19 protein-coding genes and 1 pseudogene are annotated in these 22,089 nt (G+C 61.9%); 10 read left to right on the forward strand and 10 right to left on the reverse strand.

The window, feature by feature from the left end:
• The first annotated feature begins 14 nt into the window (after window positions 1–14).
• From HWX62_RS20365 to HWX62_RS20395, 7 genes are read left to right on the forward strand one after another with little or no spacing between them, the layout of a single operon-like run.
• Window positions 15–1,394 carry an MFS transporter gene (locus tag HWX62_RS20365; protein WP_175932150.1) on the forward strand — a complete coding sequence of 460 codons (1,380 nt, stop codon included), beginning with the start codon at window positions 15–17 and terminating at the stop codon, window positions 1,392–1,394.
• A gap of 46 nt (window positions 1,395–1,440) precedes the next feature.
• Window positions 1,441–2,592 (forward strand): porin, encoded by a 1,152-nt coding sequence (locus HWX62_RS20370; RefSeq protein ID WP_175932149.1) that lies wholly within the window; start codon window positions 1,441–1,443, stop codon window positions 2,590–2,592.
• A 10-nt stretch (window positions 2,593–2,602) separates the two neighbouring features.
• On the forward strand, window positions 2,603–3,649 hold the full coding sequence (locus HWX62_RS20375; protein ID WP_175932148.1) for an amidohydrolase family protein: 1,047 nt from the start codon (window positions 2,603–2,605) through the stop codon (window positions 3,647–3,649).
• The gene (locus tag HWX62_RS20380; protein WP_175932147.1) at window positions 3,646–4,926 is read left to right on the forward strand and encodes an MFS transporter; all 1,281 of its coding nucleotides are present in this window, start codon (window positions 3,646–3,648) and stop codon (window positions 4,924–4,926) included. Before HWX62_RS20375 ends, HWX62_RS20380 begins: the two co-directional genes overlap by 4 nt.
• A complete protein-coding gene (locus HWX62_RS20385) occupies window positions 4,923–6,161 on the forward strand; it encodes an MFS transporter (RefSeq protein ID WP_175932146.1) in 1,239 nt (412 codons plus the stop codon). Before HWX62_RS20380 ends, HWX62_RS20385 begins: the two co-directional genes overlap by 4 nt.
• A gap of 11 nt (window positions 6,162–6,172) precedes the next feature.
• A complete protein-coding gene (locus HWX62_RS20390) occupies window positions 6,173–7,495 on the forward strand; it encodes an MFS transporter (RefSeq protein WP_175932145.1) in 1,323 nt (440 codons plus the stop codon).
• A gap of 2 nt (window positions 7,496–7,497) precedes the next feature.
• On the forward strand, window positions 7,498–8,430 hold the full coding sequence (locus tag HWX62_RS20395) for an amidohydrolase family protein (RefSeq protein ID WP_175932144.1): 933 nt from the start codon (window positions 7,498–7,500) through the stop codon (window positions 8,428–8,430).
• A 191-nt stretch (window positions 8,431–8,621) separates the two neighbouring features.
• Here the strand turns inward: HWX62_RS20395 and HWX62_RS20400 are convergent, their stop codons facing one another.
• From HWX62_RS20400 to HWX62_RS20410, 3 genes are all read right to left on the reverse strand, one after another.
• Window positions 8,622–9,416, reverse strand: a complete 795-nt coding sequence (locus tag HWX62_RS20400; RefSeq protein WP_175932189.1) for an SDR family oxidoreductase — start codon at window positions 9,414–9,416, stop codon at window positions 8,622–8,624.
• 61 nt (window positions 9,417–9,477) lie between these two features.
• Window positions 9,478–10,332, reverse strand: a complete 855-nt coding sequence (locus HWX62_RS20405; RefSeq protein WP_244136069.1) for a type 1 glutamine amidotransferase domain-containing protein — start codon at window positions 10,330–10,332, stop codon at window positions 9,478–9,480.
• Window positions 10,333–10,341: 9 nt separating this feature from the next.
• Window positions 10,342–11,055 carry a type 1 glutamine amidotransferase domain-containing protein gene (locus HWX62_RS20410; protein ID WP_175932187.1) on the reverse strand — a complete coding sequence of 238 codons (714 nt, stop codon included), beginning with the start codon at window positions 11,053–11,055 and terminating at the stop codon, window positions 10,342–10,344.
• A gap of 121 nt (window positions 11,056–11,176) precedes the next feature.
• Here HWX62_RS20410 and HWX62_RS20415 point away from each other — a divergent pair, with 121 nt between their 5' ends.
• Entirely contained in the window at window positions 11,177–12,085 is a 909-nt protein-coding gene (locus HWX62_RS20415; RefSeq protein ID WP_175932143.1) for a LysR family transcriptional regulator, read from the forward strand.
• A gap of 513 nt (window positions 12,086–12,598) precedes the next feature.
• Here HWX62_RS20415 and HWX62_RS20420 read toward each other — a convergent pair.
• Complete coding sequence (locus tag HWX62_RS20420; RefSeq protein WP_175932142.1) at window positions 12,599–13,222, reverse strand: hypothetical protein; 624 nt, start codon at window positions 13,220–13,222, stop codon at window positions 12,599–12,601.
• Window positions 13,223–13,280: 58 nt separating this feature from the next.
• Here HWX62_RS20420 and HWX62_RS20425 point away from each other — a divergent pair.
• A pseudogene (locus HWX62_RS20425) lies at window positions 13,281–13,472 on the forward strand (transposase domain-containing protein); the annotation flags it as partial.
• Window positions 13,473–13,615: 143 nt separating this feature from the next.
• On the opposite strand, the gene HWX62_RS20430 reads toward HWX62_RS20425, so the two are convergent.
• The 5 genes from HWX62_RS20430 to HWX62_RS20450 form a co-directional block, all read right to left on the reverse strand.
• Window positions 13,616–14,773 (reverse strand): branched-chain amino acid ABC transporter substrate-binding protein, encoded by a 1,158-nt coding sequence (locus tag HWX62_RS20430; RefSeq protein WP_175932141.1) that lies wholly within the window; start codon window positions 14,771–14,773, stop codon window positions 13,616–13,618.
• 208 nt (window positions 14,774–14,981) lie between these two features.
• On the reverse strand, window positions 14,982–16,214 hold the full coding sequence (locus tag HWX62_RS20435; protein ID WP_175932140.1) for an FAD-binding oxidoreductase: 1,233 nt from the start codon (window positions 16,212–16,214) through the stop codon (window positions 14,982–14,984).
• Between the two features lie 55 nt (window positions 16,215–16,269).
• Window positions 16,270–16,623 carry a RidA family protein gene (locus HWX62_RS20440; protein ID WP_175932139.1) on the reverse strand — a complete coding sequence of 118 codons (354 nt, stop codon included), beginning with the start codon at window positions 16,621–16,623 and terminating at the stop codon, window positions 16,270–16,272.
• A gap of 2 nt (window positions 16,624–16,625) precedes the next feature.
• Window positions 16,626–18,158, reverse strand: a complete 1,533-nt coding sequence (locus tag HWX62_RS20445) for an amidase (protein ID WP_175932138.1) — start codon at window positions 18,156–18,158, stop codon at window positions 16,626–16,628.
• Window positions 18,159–18,178: 20 nt separating this feature from the next.
• Complete coding sequence (locus HWX62_RS20450) at window positions 18,179–19,465, reverse strand: MFS transporter (RefSeq protein WP_175932137.1); 1,287 nt, start codon at window positions 19,463–19,465, stop codon at window positions 18,179–18,181.
• Window position 19,466: 1 nt separating this feature from the next.
• Here HWX62_RS20450 and HWX62_RS20455 point away from each other — a divergent pair, with 1 nt between their 5' ends.
• Entirely contained in the window at window positions 19,467–20,222 is a 756-nt protein-coding gene (locus tag HWX62_RS20455; RefSeq protein WP_244136070.1) for an XRE family transcriptional regulator, read from the forward strand.
• Between the two features lie 270 nt (window positions 20,223–20,492).
• Here the strand turns inward: HWX62_RS20455 and HWX62_RS33110 are convergent, their stop codons facing one another.
• Window positions 20,493–22,025 carry a carbohydrate porin gene (locus HWX62_RS33110; RefSeq protein ID WP_244136071.1) on the reverse strand — a complete coding sequence of 511 codons (1,533 nt, stop codon included), beginning with the start codon at window positions 22,023–22,025 and terminating at the stop codon, window positions 20,493–20,495.
• Window positions 22,026–22,089: the final 64 nt, after the last annotated feature.

Raw genomic sequence — 22,089 nt, forward strand, 5'->3', positions numbered from 1 at the left:
CGAAGGAGACAAGCATGACCATTTCGCACGCGCTGCGTGCCGGCGACGACGCACCGCGCGCCGACGCGCCGTCCGCGGAGCGCCTTGCCAGCGACGATTACGCGGCCAGCGAGCGCACGCTCGCCAAGGCGTTCCGGCGCATTCTGCCGTTCATCTTCGTCTGCTACGTGATCAGCTATCTCGACAGGACCAACGTCGGTTTTGCCGCGCTCACGATGAACAAGGATCTCGGTCTCACGGCCGAGCAGTTCGGAGTCGGCGCGGGCCTGTTCTTCATCGGCTATTTCCTGTTCGAGATTCCGAGCAACCTGATCATGCAGAAGGTCGGCGCGCGCCTGTGGATCGCGAGAATCATGATCACGTGGGGCCTGTTCTCGATGGCGACTGCGTTCGTCGTCGGACCGAAGAGCTTTGCGGCCGCGCGTTTTCTGCTCGGTCTCGCCGAGGCAGGGTTCACGCCCGGCATCTACCTGTATTTCACGCACTGGTTTCCCGGCAAGTGGCGCGCGAAGGTGACAGCCGCCTTTCTCGTCGGCATTCCGGTCGCCAACATGATCGGCTCGCCGGTTTCCGGTGCACTGCTCCAACTCGGCGGCCTGCATGGGCTGCGCAGCTGGCAGTGGCTGCTGCTGATCGAAGGCATTCCTGCGGTGATGCTCGGCATCGCGTGCCTGTTCGTGCTGGCCGACCGTCCCGAGAAAGCGGCGTGGCTCAGTGACGAAGAGAAGGCGTCGCTCGCGAAGCGCCTCGCGTTCGAGCAGCGCGACATCGGTGCAAAGCATGGCAGCAAGCTGCGCGACGCGATGACGAACTGGCGCGTGTTCGTGCTCGCGTTCGTCAACTTCTGCGGGATCGTTGGCTCGCTCGGCGTCGGTTTGTGGATGCCGCAGATCATCAGGCAGTTCGGCGTCGAACACGCGGTGATCGGCTGGCTGACGGCCATTCCGTATGCGATCGGTGCCATCGTGATGCTCTGGTGGGCGCGCATCGCCAATCGCGCGGTCAACCGCATTCCGTACGTCGCCGGTGCACTCGCCATCGCCGCCGTGGCGCTGTGCGCGAGCGCCTTCATTCATGCGCCGGCTTTCAAGCTGATCGCACTGTGCGTCACAGTGAGCGGGATCCTCGCGTTCCAGGCGACGTACTGGGCCATCCCGTCGGGATTCCTCACCGGACGGGCCGCCGCGGGCGGACTCGCGCTGATCGTGTCGGTCGGCAATCTCGGTGGCTTCGTCGGGCCGTCGATGATCGGTGCGATAAAGCAATACTCCGGCGGCTTCACCGCGCCGCTCATCGCCGTGTCAGGTGTGCTGCTGCTCGGCGCGTTGACCGTCGCGTGGCTCGGCGATCCGGGCTCGGGCGCCGGCGAAGCGCCTGCCGCCCGCACGACGTGAAATTTTCTTCGTCAGACCCACCCACAAAAATCAGTTTGGAGACTCCATGTTGTCGAATCAGGCCCGCCAGAATGCCCGCCCGAAACCCCGTTTCGCGTTCGGCGCCGTCACCGTCGCGAGCGCGACGTTGTGGTGCGGCGCCGCGCATGCGCAAAGCAGCGTCACGCTGTACGGCATTGCCGACGTCGGCATCGAACACATCAACAATACGAGTACCGGCGGCGCGCAGACGCGCGAAGCGTCGGGCAATCTGTCCGGTTCGCGCTGGGGACTGAAGGGCGTCGAGGAGCTCGGCGGCGGCATGAAGGCCATTTTCCAGCTGGAAAACGGCTTCAACATCAATGACGGCACGACCGCGCAGTCGACGAAGGGCCTCGGTTCGAACGCCGCCACGACGTCGCGGATTTTCGGGCGGCAAGCGTGGGTCGGGCTGTCGTACCGCGGGCAGCAGCTGACGTTCGGCCGCCAGAACGCGCTTTTCTACGAACAGGCCGTGGCGTTCGACCCGATGGGCGCGTCGTCGCGATACTCGGTGCTGTCGCTCGATTACGCGGCGGCCGCGCGTATCGACAATTCGGTGAAGTACACCGGCGTGTTCGGTCCGCTGACGGCGCAAGCGATGTACAGCACGCGCTACGACACCGGGTACGGCGCCGAGGTGCCGGGCGCGCAACTCACCGGCCGCTTCTTCAGCGGGGCGTTGATCTTCGCGCAAGGGCCGTTCGCCGCGAGCGTGTTGTACGAGCAGCGCAACAGCAACACCGTTGCGACGAACACGGGCACCGAGCGGCGCGCCACGGCGGCCGCGTCGTATGCGATCGGGCCGGTGAAGGGATTCGCCGGCTATCGCTATCTGCATGCGTCGAACGCGTTCCTGCCGGCTAACCCGATCCGCATTGCGAACGGTTCCGAAGCCAGCGCGGCGAACCTGTACTGGGCCGGCGCGCAATACGCGGTTTCGCCGGCGTTCGTGATTACGGCAACGGCCTATTACCAGGACGTGCACTCGACCAGTGCCGATCCGTGGCTCGCGGTGCTCTGTGCGGACTATCTGCTGTCGAAGCGCACCGATATCTACGCGACGGCCGGTTTCGCGCGCAACAAGGGCGGCTCCGCGCTCGGCGTGAACGGCTACGGCACGGTCGCACCCGATCACAACCAGACGGGCGTCGTGATCGGCATGCGCCAGAAGTTCTGAGGCGACTGCGATGCAGACCGTTCACGCGCCCCATCTTCCCGTCAGGCCCGAGTGGCTCGCATTGCGCGACGAGCCGGTGCTCGAACCCGAGCTGGCCATCGTCGACGCCCATCATCACCTGTGGGATCGCCAGACCGGGCGCTATCTGGCGGACGAGTTCGGCGCGGACGTGCGCAGCGGGCATCGGATCGTGTCGACCGTCTACGTGCAGTGTCGGTCGATGTTGCGCGCAAGCGGGCCGGATGCGTTCAAGCCGGTCGGCGAAGTGCAATTCGCGAGCGGCGTCGCCGCGATGTTCGAAAGCGGCGCATACGGCCCCGCGCGATGCTGCGAGGCCATCGTCGGCGGCGCCGATCTGTCGCTCGGCGCGGCGCTCGATGCGGTGCTCGGCACGATGCTGCAGGTGTCCGGCGGGCGGCTGCGCGGGATCCGCAATCCGCTCGCGTGGCATGCGAGCCCCGACGTGCGATCGAGCCCGGTGACGCCGCCGCGCGACCGGATGTCGGACCCGGCTTTCCGGCAGGGCGTGACGACGCTCGCTCGCTACGGGTTGTCGCTCGACGCGTGGGTCTATCACACGCAGCTCGACGACCTGTACGAACTTGCGCGCTCATGCGAGGACGTCGTCGTCGTCATCGACCATTTCGGCGGCCCGGTCGGCGTGGGGCCGCATGCCGGCCAGCGTGCGGAAGTCCATGCGGAATGGAAACGGCAACTCGCGCGTCTCGCCGCACTGCCGAACACGCGCATGAAGCTCGGCGGTGCGGGCATGACCGTGTTCGGTTTCGACTTCGCCGCGCGCGACCTGCCGCCGTCGTCGCAGGAACTGGCGGCGGCGTGGCAGCCGTATTTCGACACCTGCGTCGAACGCTTCGGCGTCGATCGATGCATGTTCGAAAGCAACTTCCCCGTCGACAAGGGGATGTTCGGCTATCGCGTGCTGTGGAACGCCTTCAAGCGACTCGCATCCGCGGTGTCGGTGGACGAAAAGGCGGCGCTGTTCAGCCGGACGGCCGCATCGACGTATCGCATCGCGATTCCCGGAGACAACCCATGAAGACGAGTGCAACCGCGGCGACGCAGGACATCGATTCCGCCGCCGCGGAAAAAGGACTGACGCGCGTGACCGGTATCGAGTGGCGTTCGCTGTCGCTCGCCGGCCTCGGCTGGACGTTCGAGAGCTACGACTCGTTCCTGCTTTCGCTGTTGCTGCCGACGCTCGCGCTGCAGTTCGGGCTGAGCAAGGCGCAGCTCGGCGTGTTCACGAGCGTCACGGCGGCCGGGCAGATCGCCGGCGGCATTCTGTTCGGCTTCGTGTCCGACCGGATCGGGCGCGTGCGCACCGCGCTGCTCTGCGTCGGCATCTATTCGCTGTTCTCCGGCCTGATCGCGTTTGCGCCCGACGCGCACTCGTTTGCCGCGCTGCGCTTTTTCGGCGCGCTCGGCATGGGCGGAACCTGGACCGCCGGCGCGGCGCTCGTCGCGGAAACCTGGCACCCGAGCCGGCGCGGCAAGGGCGGCGCGCTGATGCAGATGGGCCTGCCGATCGGCGCGATTCTCGCGATCGTGATCTCGGGCATCGTCGGCGCCGCGCATGGCGGATTGGCCGGCGACGGCTGGCGTCTGCTGTTCCTGATCGGCGCGTCGCCGTTCTTCATTCTGTTCTGGGTCGCGCGCAAGACGCCCGAATCGGCGATCTGGCTCGAACGCAGGCACGCGAAATCCCACGCCCGCAAGCTCGACACGGCCAGTCACGAGAAGCTGAACGTGCGCGGCCTGATCACCGCGTTCTGCTTCATCTTCTTTCTGCAGTACCTGTACTGGGGCGTATTCACGTGGACGCCGACGTTCCTCGTCACGGTGAAGCACCTCGACTTCGTGCATAGCCTGAAGTTCGTGCTGGCACTGCAGTTCGGCGCGATCACCGGGTTTCTGCTGTTCTCGGCATGGGTCGACCGGCTCGGCCGGCGCCCGATGTTCCTGGCCTATCTGCTGGTCGGCGCGATGGCCGTCGGCGTGTACATCGTGTCGGCGAATCCGCTGCTGCTGATGACCGCGATCTTTCTGACCGGCTTCAGCGTGAACGGCATCTTCGCGGGCGCCGGCCCGTTCCTCGCGGAGATCATCGGCAACACCGCGTCGCGCGGATTCTTCATGGGCGTCGCGTACAACGGCGGCCGGCTCGGCGGCTTCATCGCGCCGTTGGTCATCGGTTCGCTGGCGTCGACGTCGGGCGGCTTCGTGCTCGGGCTCGCGACGACGATCGTCGCGTTCGTCGCCGCAGCCGCGGTCGTGCTGTGCGCGCCCGAGACGCGCGGAAGGGCGCTGTCATGAACGTGGCGACGCAAGCGGGGTGGGTGAACAGGCTGTTTCCCGCGCTGTCGGAAGCATCGTTGCGGCGCTACCTGAGCGGGCAGGTCGCGTCGGTGCTCGGCAGCTGGACGCAGAACGTCACGCTGAATCTGTTGATCTATCACCTGTCCGGCTCGGGAGCGATCCTCGCGCTGCTCAATTTTCTGCTGTACGGGCCGCAGCTGATCGTCGCGCCGGTGGCGGGCGCCCGCATCGGCTCGGCCAATGCTCGCCGCGTGACGCTGTGCGTGCTGACGACGTCGCTGCTGCTGACGGGCAGCCTCTTCACGTGGTCGCTGCTCGGCCTGCTCGGCGTGAAGCTGATCCTCGCGCATGCGCTCGCGATCGGCGTGTCGAGCGCGGTGGAAACGCCCGCGCGGCAAGTGCTGCTGCTGACGAGCCTGCAGGATGCGACGCACACGTCCAACGCGGTCGCGATGAACACGATGGTCTACAACGTCGGGCGCATGGTCGGCCCGACCATCGCCGGGTTCGTCTATCCGACGTTGGGGCCGAGGACGTCGTTTGCGATCTATGCACTCGCGCTGTGCTTCATGGCGACGTGCGTGCGGTCGATCCGGACCGCGTCGGCGGACCGCCCATCGCGCGCGGAGAGCGGCCTGCGTGACGCGGTCGGCTACGTGCTGTCCGATGCGTTCTCGGCGCGCTATCTGCCGATTCTCGCGTGCATCGGCCTGTTCGCCGGCAGCTACCAGACGCTCGTGCCGCTGCTCGCCGACCAGGGCTTTCACGACGCGGCGCGCTTTACCGGCGTGTTCTTCGCATGCGCGGGCGCCGGCTCGTTGAGTGCGGCGGTGCTGCTGTCGTCGGCGTTCGGGCCGCGCGCGTCGCACCGGTTGATCGCGTATGCGCCGTGGACGGCGGTCGGCGCGCTGGCCGTGCTGGCCGCGACGACCGATGCGGCGGGATCGATTCCGGCGTTCTATGCACTCGGCTTCAGCCTCACGTTCGCGGCCACGTCGACGAACGCGACCATTCAGCGCCAATGTCCGGAACACGTGCGCGGCGGACTCGTCGGGATGTACGGCATGGCCTACAACGGCACGATGCCGTTCGGTTACCTGCTCGTCGGAAGCGCATCCGAGGCGCTCGGCGTGCGGCACACCTTCGCCGCCATGGCCGCCGTGCTCGCGTGCGGCGTCGTCGCGGTCATCGCGTGGCAACGATTCACGGAAACGCGCCCCGGCGCACAATAAACGGAGACAGCATGCAAACCGATTTCATGGAAGCGTCCGCGATCGAGCGCCGGACCATACGAAAAGTCGTCTGGCGACTCATTCCCTTTTTGATGGTCTGCTACCTGCTGGCTTTCATCGACCGGGGCAACGTCGGGATGGCGTCGCTGCAGATGAACCATGACCTCGGGATGTCGGCGCAGGTCTTCGGTTTCGGCAGCAGCCTGTTCTTCATCTCGTACTTCTTTTTCGAAGTGCCGAGCAATCTCGCACTGCAGAAATACGGCGCGCGGATCTGGATCGCGCGGATCATGATCACGTGGGGCATCGTGTCGGCGGCGACCGCGCTCGTGCACAACGCGACGACGTTCTACGTGCTGCGCTTCCTGCTGGGGGCGGCCGAGGCCGGCTTCTTCCCGGGCGTGCTGCTGTATTTGTCGTACTGGATTCCCGCGCAGTATCGAGCGCGGATCGTCGCGACGTTCATGGTCGCGATTCCGGCCGCGAGCTTCATCGGCTCGCCGATCTCCGCGCTGCTGTTGCAGATGGACGGCGTCTGGGGCCTGCGTGGCTGGCACTGGCTGTTCATCCTCGAGGGCATTCCGACCGTGCTGCTCGGCGTCGCGTGCCTGTTCATGCTGCCGAACCAGCCGCAGAACGCGACGTGGCTCGCCGACGACGAGCGCGCATGGCTCTCGAGCGCGCTGGCTGCCGGCCACGAGACACGCAAGAAGGTGCCGTCGCTGCCGCTCACGCAGCTGTTTCGCAACCGCTACGTGCTGTGCCTCGCGCTCGTCGACACGTGTGCTTCCGCGGCAGGCAGCACGCTGTCCGTGTGGCAGCCGCAGCTGCTGAAGTCGTTCGGCTTGACCGTCATGGAAACCGGCCTGCTGAATTCGGTGCCGTACGCCGTGGCTTCCGTCCTGATGGTTTACTGGGGCCGGCGCTCGGACCGCCTTGGCGAACGCCGCTGGCACACGGTCGTGCCGATGCTGCTGATCGGCGTGGGCCTGTTCGCGACGTCGCTGAGCGGATCGCTGCTGCCGACGGTCTGCATGCTGTGCGCGGTGCTGGTCGGCGCATATTCGTTCAAGGGCCCGTTCTGGGCGCTCGCGACCGACATGCTGTCCAACAGTACCGTGGCGGCCGGGCTCGCGACGGTCAATGCGATCGCGAACCTGCTCGGCGGCGGGCTGATGGTGAACGTGTACGGGTGGGTGAAGGCGGCGACGGGCAGCTACGCACTTGCATTGATGCCGCTCGCGATCCTCACGCTTGCGAGCGTCGCGACGCTGCTGCTGCTCACGCGCGATCACACGGGCGGCAGGCTGGTCGCCAAGACGGAGACCCTCTGATCATGGCGTACATGGCAAGGCGCGGGTTCCTGCGGATCGCCGGTGCGACGCTGGCTTCGGCTGCATTGCCGAGGCCGGTCGCTGCCGGCGAAACGTGGTCGAGCGGCATCGAGCGCCCGGTGTTCCGGCTACCCGAAGGAGCGGTCGACTGTCACATGCACATCTACGACGACCGGTTTCCGGTCGCGCCGGGCACGACGCTGCGACCGCCGAACGCGACCGTCGCGCAATACCGGAGCGTGCAGACGCGTATCGGCGTGAAGCGCAACGTGGTCGTGACGCCGTCGACGTACGGGACGGACAATCGCTGCACGCTGGCGGCGCTCGCGCAGTTCGGTGGCGACGCGCGCGGCGTGGCCGTCGTCGACGGCACCGTGAGCGACGACGAACTTCGGGCGCTCGATCGCGGCGGTATTCGTGCGATCCGGTTCAACCTGAGCTACCCGGGCGCGACGACGCTCGACATGCTGGCGCCGCTCGCCGCGCGCATCGCGAACCTCGGATGGCATATCGAGCTGGTGGTTCAGGGCGCGCGGCTGCCGGAGCTGGAGCCACATCTTGCGGTGCTGCCTTGTCCGCTCGTCATCGACCATATCGCGCATGTGCCGCAGCCCGGCGGGCTGTCGTCGGCCGCGTTTCGTACCGCGCAACGCCTCGTTGAAAAGGGCCGTACGTGGATCACGTTATCGGGGCCGTACGTCGACAGCAAGACGGGCGCGCCTGCCTACGACGACGTCGCACCCGTCGCGAAGGCGCTGATCGACATGGCGCCGGAACGCATGCTGTGGGGCACCGACTGGCCGCACCCGACGCAGAAGACGGACAAGCCGGACGACGCAAGCATGCTGGACGTGATCGCCGGCTGGATCGGGCGTCAGGACTGGCAGCAGCGGATATTCGTCACCAACCCTGCGAAGCTGTACCGATTTGCATAGCGCAGGGAAGGTATCGGAAAACCCGAAGCTGCCGACGAAACGATGTCGTCCCCAATCGGGGGATACGTTTGAAGGCGGATGGAGCCAGCGGCTGCTCGACGGCGGCTAGCGCCGACCGCGTCGCGCGCTATCCGGCCGGACGCGCGCGTCGACGGCGACGCAGGCATGTGCGCCCACAAGCGGCCCGCGGCTCAGAGAATCGACCGGTAGGTGCCGCCCTCGACGCGCACCGCGGCGCCATTGGATGCCGCGCCCAAAGGGCTGGCAAGCAGCGCCACCATCGCGGCAATCTCGTCGGCCTCGATCATGCGGGCGATCAGCGAGCTTGGACGATACGTGTCGAAGAAGTGCGATTCGATTTCCGCGTCGGTCATATCCGGCCGAGGCGCGGTTTGCCGAAGATACGCGACGATGCCTTCGGATCGCGTGGCGGACGGCAGTACGCTGTTGACGGTCACGCCGGTTCCCTTCGTCAGTTCGGCCATGCCGCGCGAGACCGCGAGTTGGGCCGATTTGCTGACACCGTAGTGCACCATGTCCGGCGGCGTGAACGCACCGACTTCGCTGGACATGAAGATCACCCGCCCCCAGTTCTTCGCAAGCATGCGGGGAAAGTAATGCCGTGACAGCCTGACACCCGACATCACGTTGACGTCGATCATTCGCAACCAGTCGTCGTCGGTGATCTCCGCGAACGGCTTCGCTTCGTAGTAGCCGAGATTGTTCACGAGAATATCCGTGTCCGGCTGGGCATCGATCAGTGCCGCGACGCCTCGCTCGCCGCTCACGTCGGCGACGATGCCGCGTACGCTGCCGCGCGGCGCGGCAGCGCAGAGCTCGGCGACGGCTGCGTCGAGCTTGTCTCGTTGCCGCCCCGTGATCGTGACCGCGACGCCTTCCGATGCCAATGTTCGCGCGATCGCCATCCCGATGCCGGCGGTGGCGCCGGTGACGATCGCGGTTTTTCCTTCAAGTTGCAGATCCACGGTTTGCTTCTCCTTTGCTTTACTCATCGAGGAGCCGGCACGGCCGGTCCGTTGCACGGCATTACTTGAGCCGCTTCAGCATTTCGCCGGCGACGTCCAGCGCCGACGCCGGATTCTGTCCGGTGATCAATTCGCGGTCGGTCACCATGTGCGCGGTAAACGGCACCTCGTTGCTGCTATAAACGCCACCCGCGCGTTGCAATGCGGTCTGCGGATAGAACTTCATCGCGCCGCCGCCGAGCAGCCCTTTGGCTTGCTCTTCTTCCGCGTTGCTGATCACCGTCATCCGGTAACCGGCGTAGATCCATTTCGTGTCGCCGTCGCCCGCGTTTCCCGCCGCGAGCTTTCGCGTGAAGCCCGGCGCATCGGGCAGGGTCGACAGCAGCGCAATCGGGCCGTGGCAAACGAGCGCCGTGGTCTTGCCGCGCGCGTGAAAGTCGGCCAGCAATCTGCCGACGGCGGCACTGGTCAACAGGTCCTGCATCGGCGCATGGCCGCCGGGCACATAGACGGCATCGAAGTGCGCGTAACCGATCTGCTCCACCCGCGACAGGCTGATCACCGGAGAGTGCGCGCGCGACGTGATTTGCAGCCGGTCGAGCAAGGCGCGGTAGTCGCGCATCGCGTTTTCGTCGCCGTTGAAGTACATCTTGTCGGTCGACGTGACGTCCAGCGTCGGCGCCTTGCCCTCCGGCGTCGCGAAGGTCACCTGGTGGCCGGCATCGAGCAGCGCCTTCACGGGCTGCATCAGCTCGTTCAGGTAGAAGCCCGTCGCGAAGACCTTGCCGTCCTTCAGGTCGAGGTGGTCGGAATCCGACAACACCACGAGCACGTTGGCAGCGTGGGCGCCGTATGCGGTAATGCCGAGGATTGCCGCAACGGCGAGCTTGCGCATCGAATACATCGCTTTCTCCATCGGGAAGTTTCAGGCTTGTCGTGAACGGGTGAGCAGCAGATGACGCATCGCGGCGCCCACGCCGGAAGCCGACTGCGGGTTCTGGCCGGTCACGAGCCGTCCGTCGACGACGACCTTCGCGGTCCAGTTCGGCGCGGGATCGTGAAGTGCGCCACGCTGCGCCAACGTACTCGCGAGCAGGAAGGGGACGACGCGATCGAGCTGGACCGCCCGTTCTTCTTCGTCCGTGAATGCGCTCAGATTCTTGCCGGCGACGAGATAGGTACCGTCGCCGAGCTTCACGTCGACCAGTGCGGCCGGACCGTGACATACGGCACCGACCACGCCACCCGCTTCATGGATCGTGCGCGTCACCTTCTCCACGTCGGCGTTGCGGGGAAAATCCCACATTGCGCCATGACCGCCGGCAAAGAAGACCGCCGCATATTTCGACGCGTCGACGTCGCCGAGCCGCTGCGTGTGGCGCAGTGCGTCGCGGAATGCGGCATCGTTCCAATACCGGGCGTTGATTTCGTCGTCGAGATCGAGCCCGTCGACGGGCGGTTCGCCGCCCTGAATCGATGCGAATTCGACGGGAATGCCGGCCGCGTCGAGTTCGGCCAGCGGATGCGTCACTTCGCCGAGATAGAAACCGGTCGGCTCGCCGGTCGAGCCTTTCTTCGCGTGGCTCGTGAGTACGAATAGAACCGACAGATCCTGCCGGTCGCGATGGTCGCCATTCATGCTGTGCTCCTGGATTTCAATGGGTGACTCGACGATGCAGTCACGACGCACGCACTTTATTTGGCTCGTTCGCGGAGATAAACTGGCGGAAAAGTAAAGCTTTTGTTCTTTGGGGGACAAGATGGCGCGCAAATTCGACCATCTCGGTGACGTGGAAGCATTCGTGACGGTGGTCGAAAAAGGCTCGATGACTGCCGGCGCGGTGGCATTGGGCAGCACGCCTTCCGTGTTGAGCCGGGCCATCACACGCCTGGAAGCCCGGCTGGGCACGCAGTTGCTGCGTCGCTCCACGCGGCGCTTGAGCCTGACCGAGCACGGCCGGCTCTATCTGGAGCAATCGCGCGCGGCGTTCCTGCTGATCGATGACGCCGAGCGGGCCATTCAGGGGCACGGCGGTACCTTGACCGGCCATGTCCGGCTGAGCGTACCCACGACGTACGGGCACTATCGTCTGCCGCCGCTGCTTCGGCGGTTCACGCGGGAGCACCCGCACGTTCGCGTGGAGTTGAACATCGCGAACCGGAACGTGGATCTCGTGGCCGAGGGTTTCGACCTGGCGATCCGTCTGGGCGAATTGCCGGACAGCGGCCTGGTCGCGCGCAAGCTCGAGGATGCGGCACTGTGCCTGGTCGCGTCGCCCGAGTACGTCGCGCACGCCGGCACGCCCGGAAGCGTGGGCGATCTGGAGCACCATCTTTGTTTGCCGTTCATGCTGCCCAGCAGCGGCCGTATCGCGCCCTGGGTATTCCGCGACGGCGATCGGGACATCGATTGGCTGCCGGCTTCGAACGTCGCGGTGTCCGACGATGTGCTCGGTGTCGTGTCGATGGCGCAGAGCGGCGCCGGGATTTGCCAGACCTACGACTTCATCGTTCAGGACCGGATCCGGGCCGGACATCTCGTCGAAGTGTTGCCCCATCTGCGCGGGCGCACACGGCCGTTTTCGGTCGTCTATGCGCCGCATCGCCGCCTGTCGGCCGCGTCCCGCAACTTGATCGACATGTTGGTCACGTCGGCATCCGAGGCTTGAAGTGCCGGCGATGCCGACGCGAGATTCGGCGTGGCGTGACGGGTGCTGCATCGGAAGCCTGTATTCGCATCTCATCGAAAGCGACACGAGCCGGTGTTGCTTTCGATTAGATGCGGATATGATTTTCGATTAGATCTGGATATGAGCCCGGAAACCCTTTGCTCACGGGGCTTTGCGAGGGATGGAATGCGCACGGAGCGCAACTGTGCAGCGATGGGTATGCTTGGCGCACGTTGAGAACGGATTTTTTGATTAGATGCAGATATGGGACCAAAGAGTCCGGCCGAACCACCTTCGCAGGACGCGCACGAGGTATCCGCCATTCCGTTCGAGAGGATCGTTGAGAGGCGGATTCCGAAGTTGCCAGATTGCGCGCGAGCAGCGCTGGTCTTCAGGCCGCCTCTTCTAGAGTCCTGGCGAACTAGGCGATGGACAAGATTGCGATGCAACGTGGGGCTCGTCCATGTCAGCTCATGAGCCCCTCGCCTCTCAAATGGTTGCGTATCGAAACCGTCACTTCGTGCTCAGATAGGCCTCTTCCATACGCCGAGCAGCGGCCGCCAACGGGTCGTCCATATCCTCCACGTCGTCCCATTGTGGTTGATTTGCCGGAGCCGGCTGTTTGTCCGAGGAGGGGAGGTAGATAGAGCGCTCGATCTCCGCGAATTCGCTGGCCCGAGATGCCCGTCCGTTCTGTTTCGCCTGCGTTCTTGTTACACCAACAACGCCGGCGTAGCTATTGCCCCGGCCTCTTTCGTACGAGTCGACTCGCTCTTGCTGCGTCGCCTTAATTTTTCCTGCAAACCGCGCGCGCCGTGGTTCGAGGTTGGCCTTTTCTTGCAGCGTTTCGTCACGGTTGGCGAGTTCCAATTTCTTCCAGCCGCCCGAGCCGAACCGACGTTTGTCCTCATCGAGCATCTCGATTTCGAAGACATTCTTATCTGGTCCTCGACAAAGCAATGTCCAAGAATCCTGGACGGTTCGCTTGATTTCGACCTTTAACTGTCGCTTTACTGGCAGCTTCGCATGGTTTGAAGCAATTTCGATAAGCTCGGATGAAGTGTATTGAGCTCTCTCATACTTGATACGGCCCCTGATGCAAGGCACTTCCTTCCAGGGCAAGAAGGTGTCGAACACTTCCTCTGGCGTCCAGGACCTGGCTGCCTTTCCGCGCCGCAATCCTTGATAGTACCGGTGGATCGCCGGATCACTGCGTGCGGGTCAGCGCGCGGCCGCCATCATGAGCATGATCCGCTCGGCACAACTGAACGGGCTCGGACCTCTCGCCTATCTGAAGGACGTGCTGACGCGCTTGCCGACCCACAAGGTCAACGACATCGACGCGCTGCTGCCGCATCGCAGGCAGCCACTCTCGGTCGCCGCGTAAACTCGCTCGTCAAGATGGGTTGGCTGGCCGCTTACCAAACTACTTTGGGAAACGCAGAAATGCTGCTGAAGTGACTGCATTAACTTAAACCAACAGGCCTCAACGATTCCCGGTGCGGTTCACACCGACGCGCTATCGAAGCATCACATCTTTTCGATGACGCCGAGTGATGTAATCTTCTGCGACTTAACCTGATAGACCGAAACCGCCGCGTACTTCTGATCGCCCTTGCTGTCGAATTCAATCCTCCCGGTAACGCCGGTGTAGTCAATCGAATGGAGCGCATCAATGACCTTCAACGGGTCGAGGGAACCAGCCTTCCGTATGGCTTCACCAACCACCATCACGCTGTCGTACGTGTACGGCCCGAAGTACTGCGGCGGCTGGTGGAAGCGCGCCTCGTACTTTTCAACGAACTCCTTGGAGCCCGGGAGCTGGTCAAGAGGCGCGCCGGTTTGAGTACAGTATTCCCCCTCCGCGGCGGAGCCCGCGACTCGAACCCAGTTCTCCGTGCAAATCCCGTCGCCGCCAACGAATCGCACGCGCGTCATACCGAGCGTCTTCATCTGCTTCACGAAAGGCGATGCGATGGCATCAGTGCTGGCCAACACGATGGCGTCCGGTTGACTTGACTTTAGCGAGGTAAGGATTGCCCGGAAGTCTACAGCTTTATCGTTCGTGAACTCCCGCGTCACCGCAATTCCGGACTCCCCGGCATCCTTCGCCACCTGGTCGCCCAAACCCTGACCATATGCGGTCCTGTCGTCCACCAATCCTATGCGCTTCGCCTTCAACTGGCGGCGGAGGAATTGAACCATTCCACGCGCTTGTGCGTTGTCGTCAGCGACGACACGGAAAGTGTTCTTTAGGCTTTGCGCCGTAAGCGCGGGATTTGATGCGCCGCTCGATATGAAGGGCATCCCGGCCTGGCTGTAAATGCGTGAGGCTGGAATCGCAACGCCCGAGTTGATGTGGCCCACGACGGCGACGACGTGGTCATCAACCAATCGTTGGGCGACAATCGTGCCAACTCGTGGGTCCGCCCCGTCGTCTGCAGCAACGAGTTCGAAGCGGACGCGCTTGCCGTTCAACATGATGTTCTTTGCGTTAAGCGCGTCAATCGCCAGTTCCCCGCTGTTCTGCACGTCTTTGCCCAAACTCGCCAGCTGACCGGTCGTTGGTCCTGCAACAGCAATCTTCGCTACCAAGTCATCGGCGTTTGAATCGGTTGATGAAAATGCCAGTACGGCGGCGATACAAGCAGCCGCAAGCGGAGTTTGAATCTGAGTGTAGTGAGACATGCTGTTTCTCCCAAAAGGTGACTTCATTCGCTCAGTGAATGCCACGTTCTGACATCGTTTGATATCCTAATTTAATACGTCGTGAATGCCGTCGACTTGAGTGTGCCGGCGAGTCACGAAAAAAAGTGGGTATTACGTAAAAAGCATCATAGTTGAGTCAAAAAACAAATTCTCGCAAATGAGAAAAATTTATTGCGAACCCGACTGCTTAGAAGCGTTCCGCTCGAAACGGCGCGAGGTCGACCGCCGGGCGAACGCCTGTAATCGACTCGGCTATCAAGCGCCCAGTGATGGGCCCAAGCGTCAAGCCGTGGTGAGCATGTCCAAATGCGAACCAGATGTTTTTGTGGCGCGGGGCGGGCCCAATGACGGGCATCATGTCCGGCGTGCATGGGCGGCGGCCAAGCCACGGCTCGGCGTCGACTCGTTCTCCGAGGGGAAAAACTTCGCGGGCGACAGGTTCCACGGCGTCCAGTTGAACGGGTGTTTTCGGGGAGTCTCGAAAGCCAAGTTCCACGCCCGTCGTCAGTCGAATTCCTCTAACCATGGGCGTAATCATGTAGCCAATCTCGGCATCGAGGACTGGCTGATTCAGCGTCGCGCCGGGCCTGCTTGCGTAATGCATGTGATAGCCACGCTTCACTTCCAGTGGCAGTGAATAGCCAAGCCTTGTGGTCAGGTCGCCAGACCATGGACCCATGGCAATGACAGTCGCCTCGGCCTCTGCTAGCCCTGATTCGGTGTGCACGCGCCAGCCGCCTTCGAGGGTGGAAGCGTCGCCAACAAGCACGGTGCCACCGAGACGTTCAAGGAGCTTGGCGTACGCAGCGACGAGACCAGCCGGGTCACTGACTGAATCAGACGACGTGTAGCGTACAGCGGCACGCAGCACAGAACTCAACGACGGCTCGGTCTGATGCAGAGCATCTGCGTCCAGCGCTTCAAACTCGACTCCGTATTCTTCTCTCCATCGTGACGCCTCCGCAACGGCATCTTCGAAAGCTTTGCCTGTACGAAAAGCCTTTACCCATCCGTTCTTTCTGAGTAGAGGCTGTGCTCCAGCTGCTTCAATAAGCTCGCGGTGTTCCGAGACGGAGTGCTCGATCAGCGTGGAATAGGCTCTCGCAATCTGTGCGTGACGGTCAGCGCGCGAGTTCTGCCAATACTTCAGCAGAAACGGCGCCAAACTTGGCATCGCCATCGGGTGATAGCGAACATCCGTCGCGCGATTGCCCGCGTAGTGGACAAGGGACGCAAAGTCGCGAGGGAATGCGTACGGATACACGCCTTCACGCTGGATGAGCCCAGCATTTCCGAGCGAGGTTTCATTACCGGGCGCTTTGCGGTCGATGAGCGCCACTTTAAGGCCTCGGCGCTGCAGTTGCAAAGCGACTGACGTGCCGACGATACCACCGCCGAGGACCATTGCGTCAAACTTCATCTCGATATTCCTTTCATCAGGCACGATGCGAAGGCTTGATTAGCGAGAAGGCCAGTCAAGCGAGCGCCGTAACGCCAATCTCAACGTCCAGGCCCGGTTTCATCAAAATCGACGTAACGCATGCACGCGTTGGAGCGTGCCCTTCGGGCACCCACGCGTCCCAGACACCGTTGAATTGGTCAAAGTGCTGCGGGTCGCTCAACCACACGTTGGCGGTCAGTAAGCGAGTCTTGTCGATTCCGGCTGAGGCCAGCAGCTTGTCGATGCGAGCGAGGATTTCTGTCGCCTGCACGTCGATAGGGGCACCAGCCGTCTCGGGAACCTGCCCCGAAAGATAAACAATACCGTTTGCCACCACGACCTGGCTCATGCGAGCGTTGGTCTGCAAGCGTTCGATTTGATTACTCATGTTTACACCATTGATAAGCCGGATGCATCGCGCCGTCCGGATGGGTTAAAAATCGGAGGTGAAGTAACGATAGACTTCAGTGCTGGATTTGCTTCGCGTAGAAGCAAGATGTTCGGGCGGGGACGGCACAGCGTTGACGAGCAGGCGAAGGCTTGTTCAAACGCGTGAGAAATCGCAAGGGTCTGCGAGTCGCCACGGAACGGGCCGACTATCTGCAAGCCGAACGGCATGCCCGCCCCATCCACGCCACACGGCAAGGAGAGTGCCGGATGGGTCGTGAGGGTAACGACATAGGTGAGCGCCAGCCACCGATAGTAATTTTCCTGTGTTCTTCCTTCCACGGTAGACGCGTAGAGTTCCGTCCACGGAAACGGCGACACCGGCGTCGTGGGTGAGATAACAACGTCGTAACGGGAGAAGGCAAATTGAAAGCGCTGGAAGATTCGTGTCTGCTCGGCTTGCGCCCACGCAGAATCCGCAAGTGACATCTTCGCGCCCATCTCGTAGTTCGCGCGAGTGTTCGGACCCAAGGCGCTCGGGTCGCGTGCGTATGCGGCGTGCAGACCGGCAACGAAGCTTTCGGCGCGGACGACGTCAAAGCACCGATGCGCATCGCCGAGATGGAAGTCAACTGGCTCGCACGTACGAACGATGCCCTTAATGGAGGCGACTCGCGACCGGAACGTTTCTCGGATTGTTTCGTCTACGTCACAACAGCCAAAGTCTTCTGTGTAGCCGACGCGAAGTCGCGAGAGGTCGATGTTGGCAATCCGGCCAAGCCCGAGGGCATCGACTGAATAACTCAATGGGTCATCGGCCGACTCGCCGGCAGTTGCGGCGAGTTGCAAAGCGGCCTCGGCGACAGTTCGCCCCATCGGTCCGACAACTGAAATGGGGGTCCAGCCCAGTAGCCGGCGCGAATTGGGTATAAGCCCTGGTGACGGGCGGAACCCGACCACCCCACATTTTGACGCCGGAATGCGTAAAGAACCACCGGTATCAGACCCTGTGCACACCGGCAACATGTCGCATGCGAGCGCGGCGGCCGAACCGCCTGAGCTTCCACCTGCGTTTAGCGCCGGGTTGAACGGGTTGCCCGTTGCGCCCCATACTGGATTTCGTGTGTTCGCGCCGGCACCGAGTTCCGGCACGTTTGTCTTCGCGAGCAAGATTGCTCCCTGTTTGCGCAACCGCTCGACCAGAACGACATCGCGTGACGGCACATTGCCACGTGACATCGGAGAACCGTAGGTGGTAAGTAAGCCGGCTGTGTCTTCAAGGTCTTTCACGCCCATCGGCAGGCCGTGAAGGAGCCCCAGTTCCCTTCCGTCCATTACGTGCTGTTCGGCGACCTTCGCCTCGCTTCGCGCGGTGTCGAAGCAGGTCGCTGTGACAGCGTTCACCGCCGGATTGAGTGCTTCGATGCGGTCGATACAAGCATCGACCAAGTCGACCGGAGAAATCTGCTTGGTGCCAATCAATCTGCGCAGCTCTTCTGCAGACTTGGTCACCAATTCTTCTTGAGCGCGCGTCATTGTCATTCCTGAGTTCAGCGTTAGTTGATGGCTTCGCCTGTTCGGTCACGCAGCCAGATGACCGGGACCAACGAGATCGCGCAAGCAGCCGCGACATACCACGCCGGAGCCAAAGCATTACCGGTACGCTCGACAATCCAGCTTGCGATGAGCGGGGAAAATCCGCCAAAGAACGAAGCACTCACGACGTATGTCAGTGCAATTCCAGTCGCTCTAACTTCGCGCGGAAACAGCTCCGGAATCATCACGAGAACCGGAACAATCTGGCCGGCGACGAAAATAGCGAGAAATGCGGAGACGATGCACAGGAGGAGGATTGAAGGATGTGCACTCAGCAGCGAGAACGCGGGATAAACCGATGCAAGAAGGATGACTCGCGAGGTAACGAGCACTCGTTTACGCGTGAACCGGTCTGCCAGCTTGCCTGCTATGGGAGCAGCGATAAAGAGCGTCATTGAACTGACCACGCCCGAGATGACCGATGCGGTCGGCGATAGGTGCAACGTTCGAACTGCGTAATTCGGAAGGAAAAATGCCGTGATGTACACGGACACCGAGCCACCAAGTTCTGTGAATGTACCCAGGATGGTCAGCTTAAGGTGGGTCGTGAGGGCAGCTTTCAGCGCACCATCCTTCTTTCCGTCATTAGCTGGTGCGTGGCTAAGCGTTTCCTCGAGCCGGCGTCGAATCAGCATCCCGACCGGCGCAGCCAAGATGCCAAGGAGAAACGGAAGGCGCCATCCCCAATCGTCCACGACCTCTTTAGAGAAGCTGACATTCACCAGCGTGGCGACCACTGCACCGAGTGCAAGACCGAGCGCAGTCGCTGCGAAGTTCCAACTTGCGAAGAATGCGCGCGTGTTGTCCGTCGCGTATTCAACAAGCAGGGTCGTACCAGGGCCGAATTCGCCACCTGCGGCAAAGCCTTGAATTAGACGAGCCGCAAGTACAACCAATGGCGCGAGGACCCCTGCCACTGCATACGGCGGAGCAGACGCGATGAGCGCGCAACTCAGCGCCATCAACATGATGGTCAGCACCATGGCCTTTTTTCGCCCGACGCGGTCAGCATAGGCACCGATGACGACGCCACCGAGGGGGCGAACGACGAAGCCAACGCCGAAGACCCCGATTGAAAGAAGAAATTGATTGACCGGAGACGATGAGGGAAAAAAAAGCTTCCCGATTTGGATGGCGAAGAAGCTATAGATGGTGAAGTCGTAGTACTCAAGCGCTGTTCCAAGGGTAGTCGCAGCAACAACCTGAGTCTTTGATAAGCCAGCCTTTTCGAGTGCAAGCGATGACACGATGCTGCTCCTTCGCGTGATGGACATTGACGTGAGTTATCATATACGAGAAAAAATTAATTCTCGTATACGACAAAACCCGAATTCAAGAGACCTCATGCGAAAGTCCGGAGCACAACGCGAGCAACTGAACCCCCCGTCAGAGACTGACGGAAGCTCGCCTCACATCGACCACAAGGTGGTCGGCGCACAATTGCGTCAGGCGCGCAAGTCGCGCCACTTGACATTGATGCAGTTGTCCGAGCTTTCGGGCATTGCTGTCTCGACGATTTCCAAGGCGGAGCGTGGCGACATCGCGCTCACCTACGACAAGTTCGTTGCGCTGGCCCGCGCGCTCAACGTCGACTTCGACACAATCTTCGGGCGCGCGCCCGGCCGAGCATCGGGACCGATTGAACCCACTCTCACGCGGTCCGGAAAGCAGCTGATTTACGACACGCCGAATTACGAGTACGGAATGATTGCCAACGACCTTGTGGGAAAGCGCATGGTGCCGATGCGGGCGCACATCCGTGCGCGAGCGCTCGACGACTTTCCTGACTTCATCCGCCACAGCGGTGAAGAGTTCGTCTTCCTCTTGCAGGGGGAACTGGAACTTCATTTTGAGAACGGGTCTGTCTTCCGGCTGGAGCGCGGCGACAGTCTGTATTTCGACAGTGCGCAGGGGCATGTCTATATCAGCACCGGAGCAGAAGACGCGGAGGTTCTTGTGTGCTGCGTCGACACCGACGAGCATCGACCACCACAGACGCTTTGATTGGGACATCGCAGGCTCCAGCATGCGTCGGTACACCAAGGCAACCGACGAACGAAGAAAAAATTGCGACAGCGCCCTCGAATCTGACTCGCTATGTGCGTGTCGAGGTACAGCGACAGACAGGCCCGGTTGGAATGTTTTTCTTCCGACACGGTGATGGTTCGTGGCGCGTTTTTCCGCCTGAGACCGAACGATTAGCGATGCGAGCCTATTAGAGTTCAGCCAGGGGCGTATAGCGCCCCTCAGCCTCATGCCTCTGCCACGCCACGTTCAGCTCCCGGACAGCCCCAGCATTTTGTCGAAGAGGAACGTGGCGATGATTCCATATGCGATACCGTTGTTCGGCTTCGCAGTCGTGAATGGCGTAAACTCGCTATTCGTGTTGAATGTACGTACGATGTACGGACTCACGATGACAGTGGGCGTGACGATGATATTGGCGTCTACCCGTACTGCGTACTCGTTTCGACCCACGTTGTAGCCAGTGCCTCCGAAAGCAAGATTGGTCCGTTCAATAAAGCTTTGTTCCGATGCAGTGTTTCGCGTATAGATGACCCGCGCAGAAACAGTGTCGTAAGGCCGGCTCTTTAAAAGGCCCTTCGCGGTTAGGCCGAGCGTGCCGGTGCTCTCAAGCCCAGACGCGTTGTGTTGGTCGAAGCTGCTGGTGAAATTGCCAAATACGCTCAACGAGAAGGCCCCCGGTGTGCCTGCAATGTTGCCGTCCGGATGCCACACCACCTGTTTGGCACCAAAATAGACCCCGGAGCTTCCTTTATACGGCCCCGGCATTATCGGACCCGGGCTTTTGAACGCGTTATGGCTGGCACTGTTGTAGAAGAAGAGTAGTTCGTAATTTTTCGCGTAACGGTCCTGCTGAGGATTGGTCCTGTAAGTCACGTTAGTGAGGTAAGTATTGCTTTGTGGGCCTTTTGCCGACCAAGTCCAGCCATTGTTAAATGGGTAGTTTGCATCCGATTTCCAGAATCCTACCTGCGCGGTGATCTCGTTTGTGAACTTATAGGCAGCCCGGACTCCCCAGTTCGCGGAGACGATTGGGTTGATCTGTCCCGCGTCCTGCAGGATCGGGGAGAAGCAGCCTAAGGGAATTTCGCAGACCGGAACGGCAAAGTAATTTCCCGCGTTGCTCTTTCCAAATTCCACCGTGCCCCGTCCTTCCAGGAACTTCTGTTCCCACGTGAAGAGCGTCAAGTACGCCTTTCGCGGCACATACGGCGACGGCTGGCCGACAATACTGTCGCCCACCTGCCCGCCGTAGAGTGTATTGACAACAGATGGCGCAAACAGTTGTTGAAAATGGATGATCGCGCCAGGAACGCCCAGCATCTTCTGAAGATTGACGTCCGCCCCCACGGCAATGACTGTCAACGCTTCATGATTGCCGGTCTGCTGACCGGCGGACGGATTATCAAGATAGAACTGAGTCAAGGAAAGGCTCGGCGTGATACCGACATTCTGCAGCGCCTGACCTGCCTTCCAGAAAATCGGATGTGCAGCGTCCCGGTCGCTTGCCTGATCGCGCACAGTTCCGATGAGGGGGGGCGTTTCACTGCTCGAGCGTGAGTTACCCGTCGAATCGAGAGCGACAGTCGCACTGTCCAAAGCATATGCGACCGTGGTCGCAGAAGCGTCATCAGCGCGAGCGAACGAGGCGGAACCGGCGAGCATTAGAGCAACAGCCAATTTGCTCTGCGTCTGGCGAGAGACCAACCGCCCAAAGGCGGTCACTGCGCCATGCATTCCAGCGTATAGGCGCGTCTGATCTCGGTTGGATTGGTGCTTCATTGATTGTCTCCGTTTTTGATCGTATTTATATCAATCTGCATGCTTGTTGGTCCGCTTCGTGCAT

The sequence above is a fragment of the Burkholderia sp. BCC0506 genome (genome assembly GCF_902833145.1).
Taxonomy (GTDB): domain Bacteria; phylum Pseudomonadota; class Gammaproteobacteria; order Burkholderiales; family Burkholderiaceae; genus Burkholderia.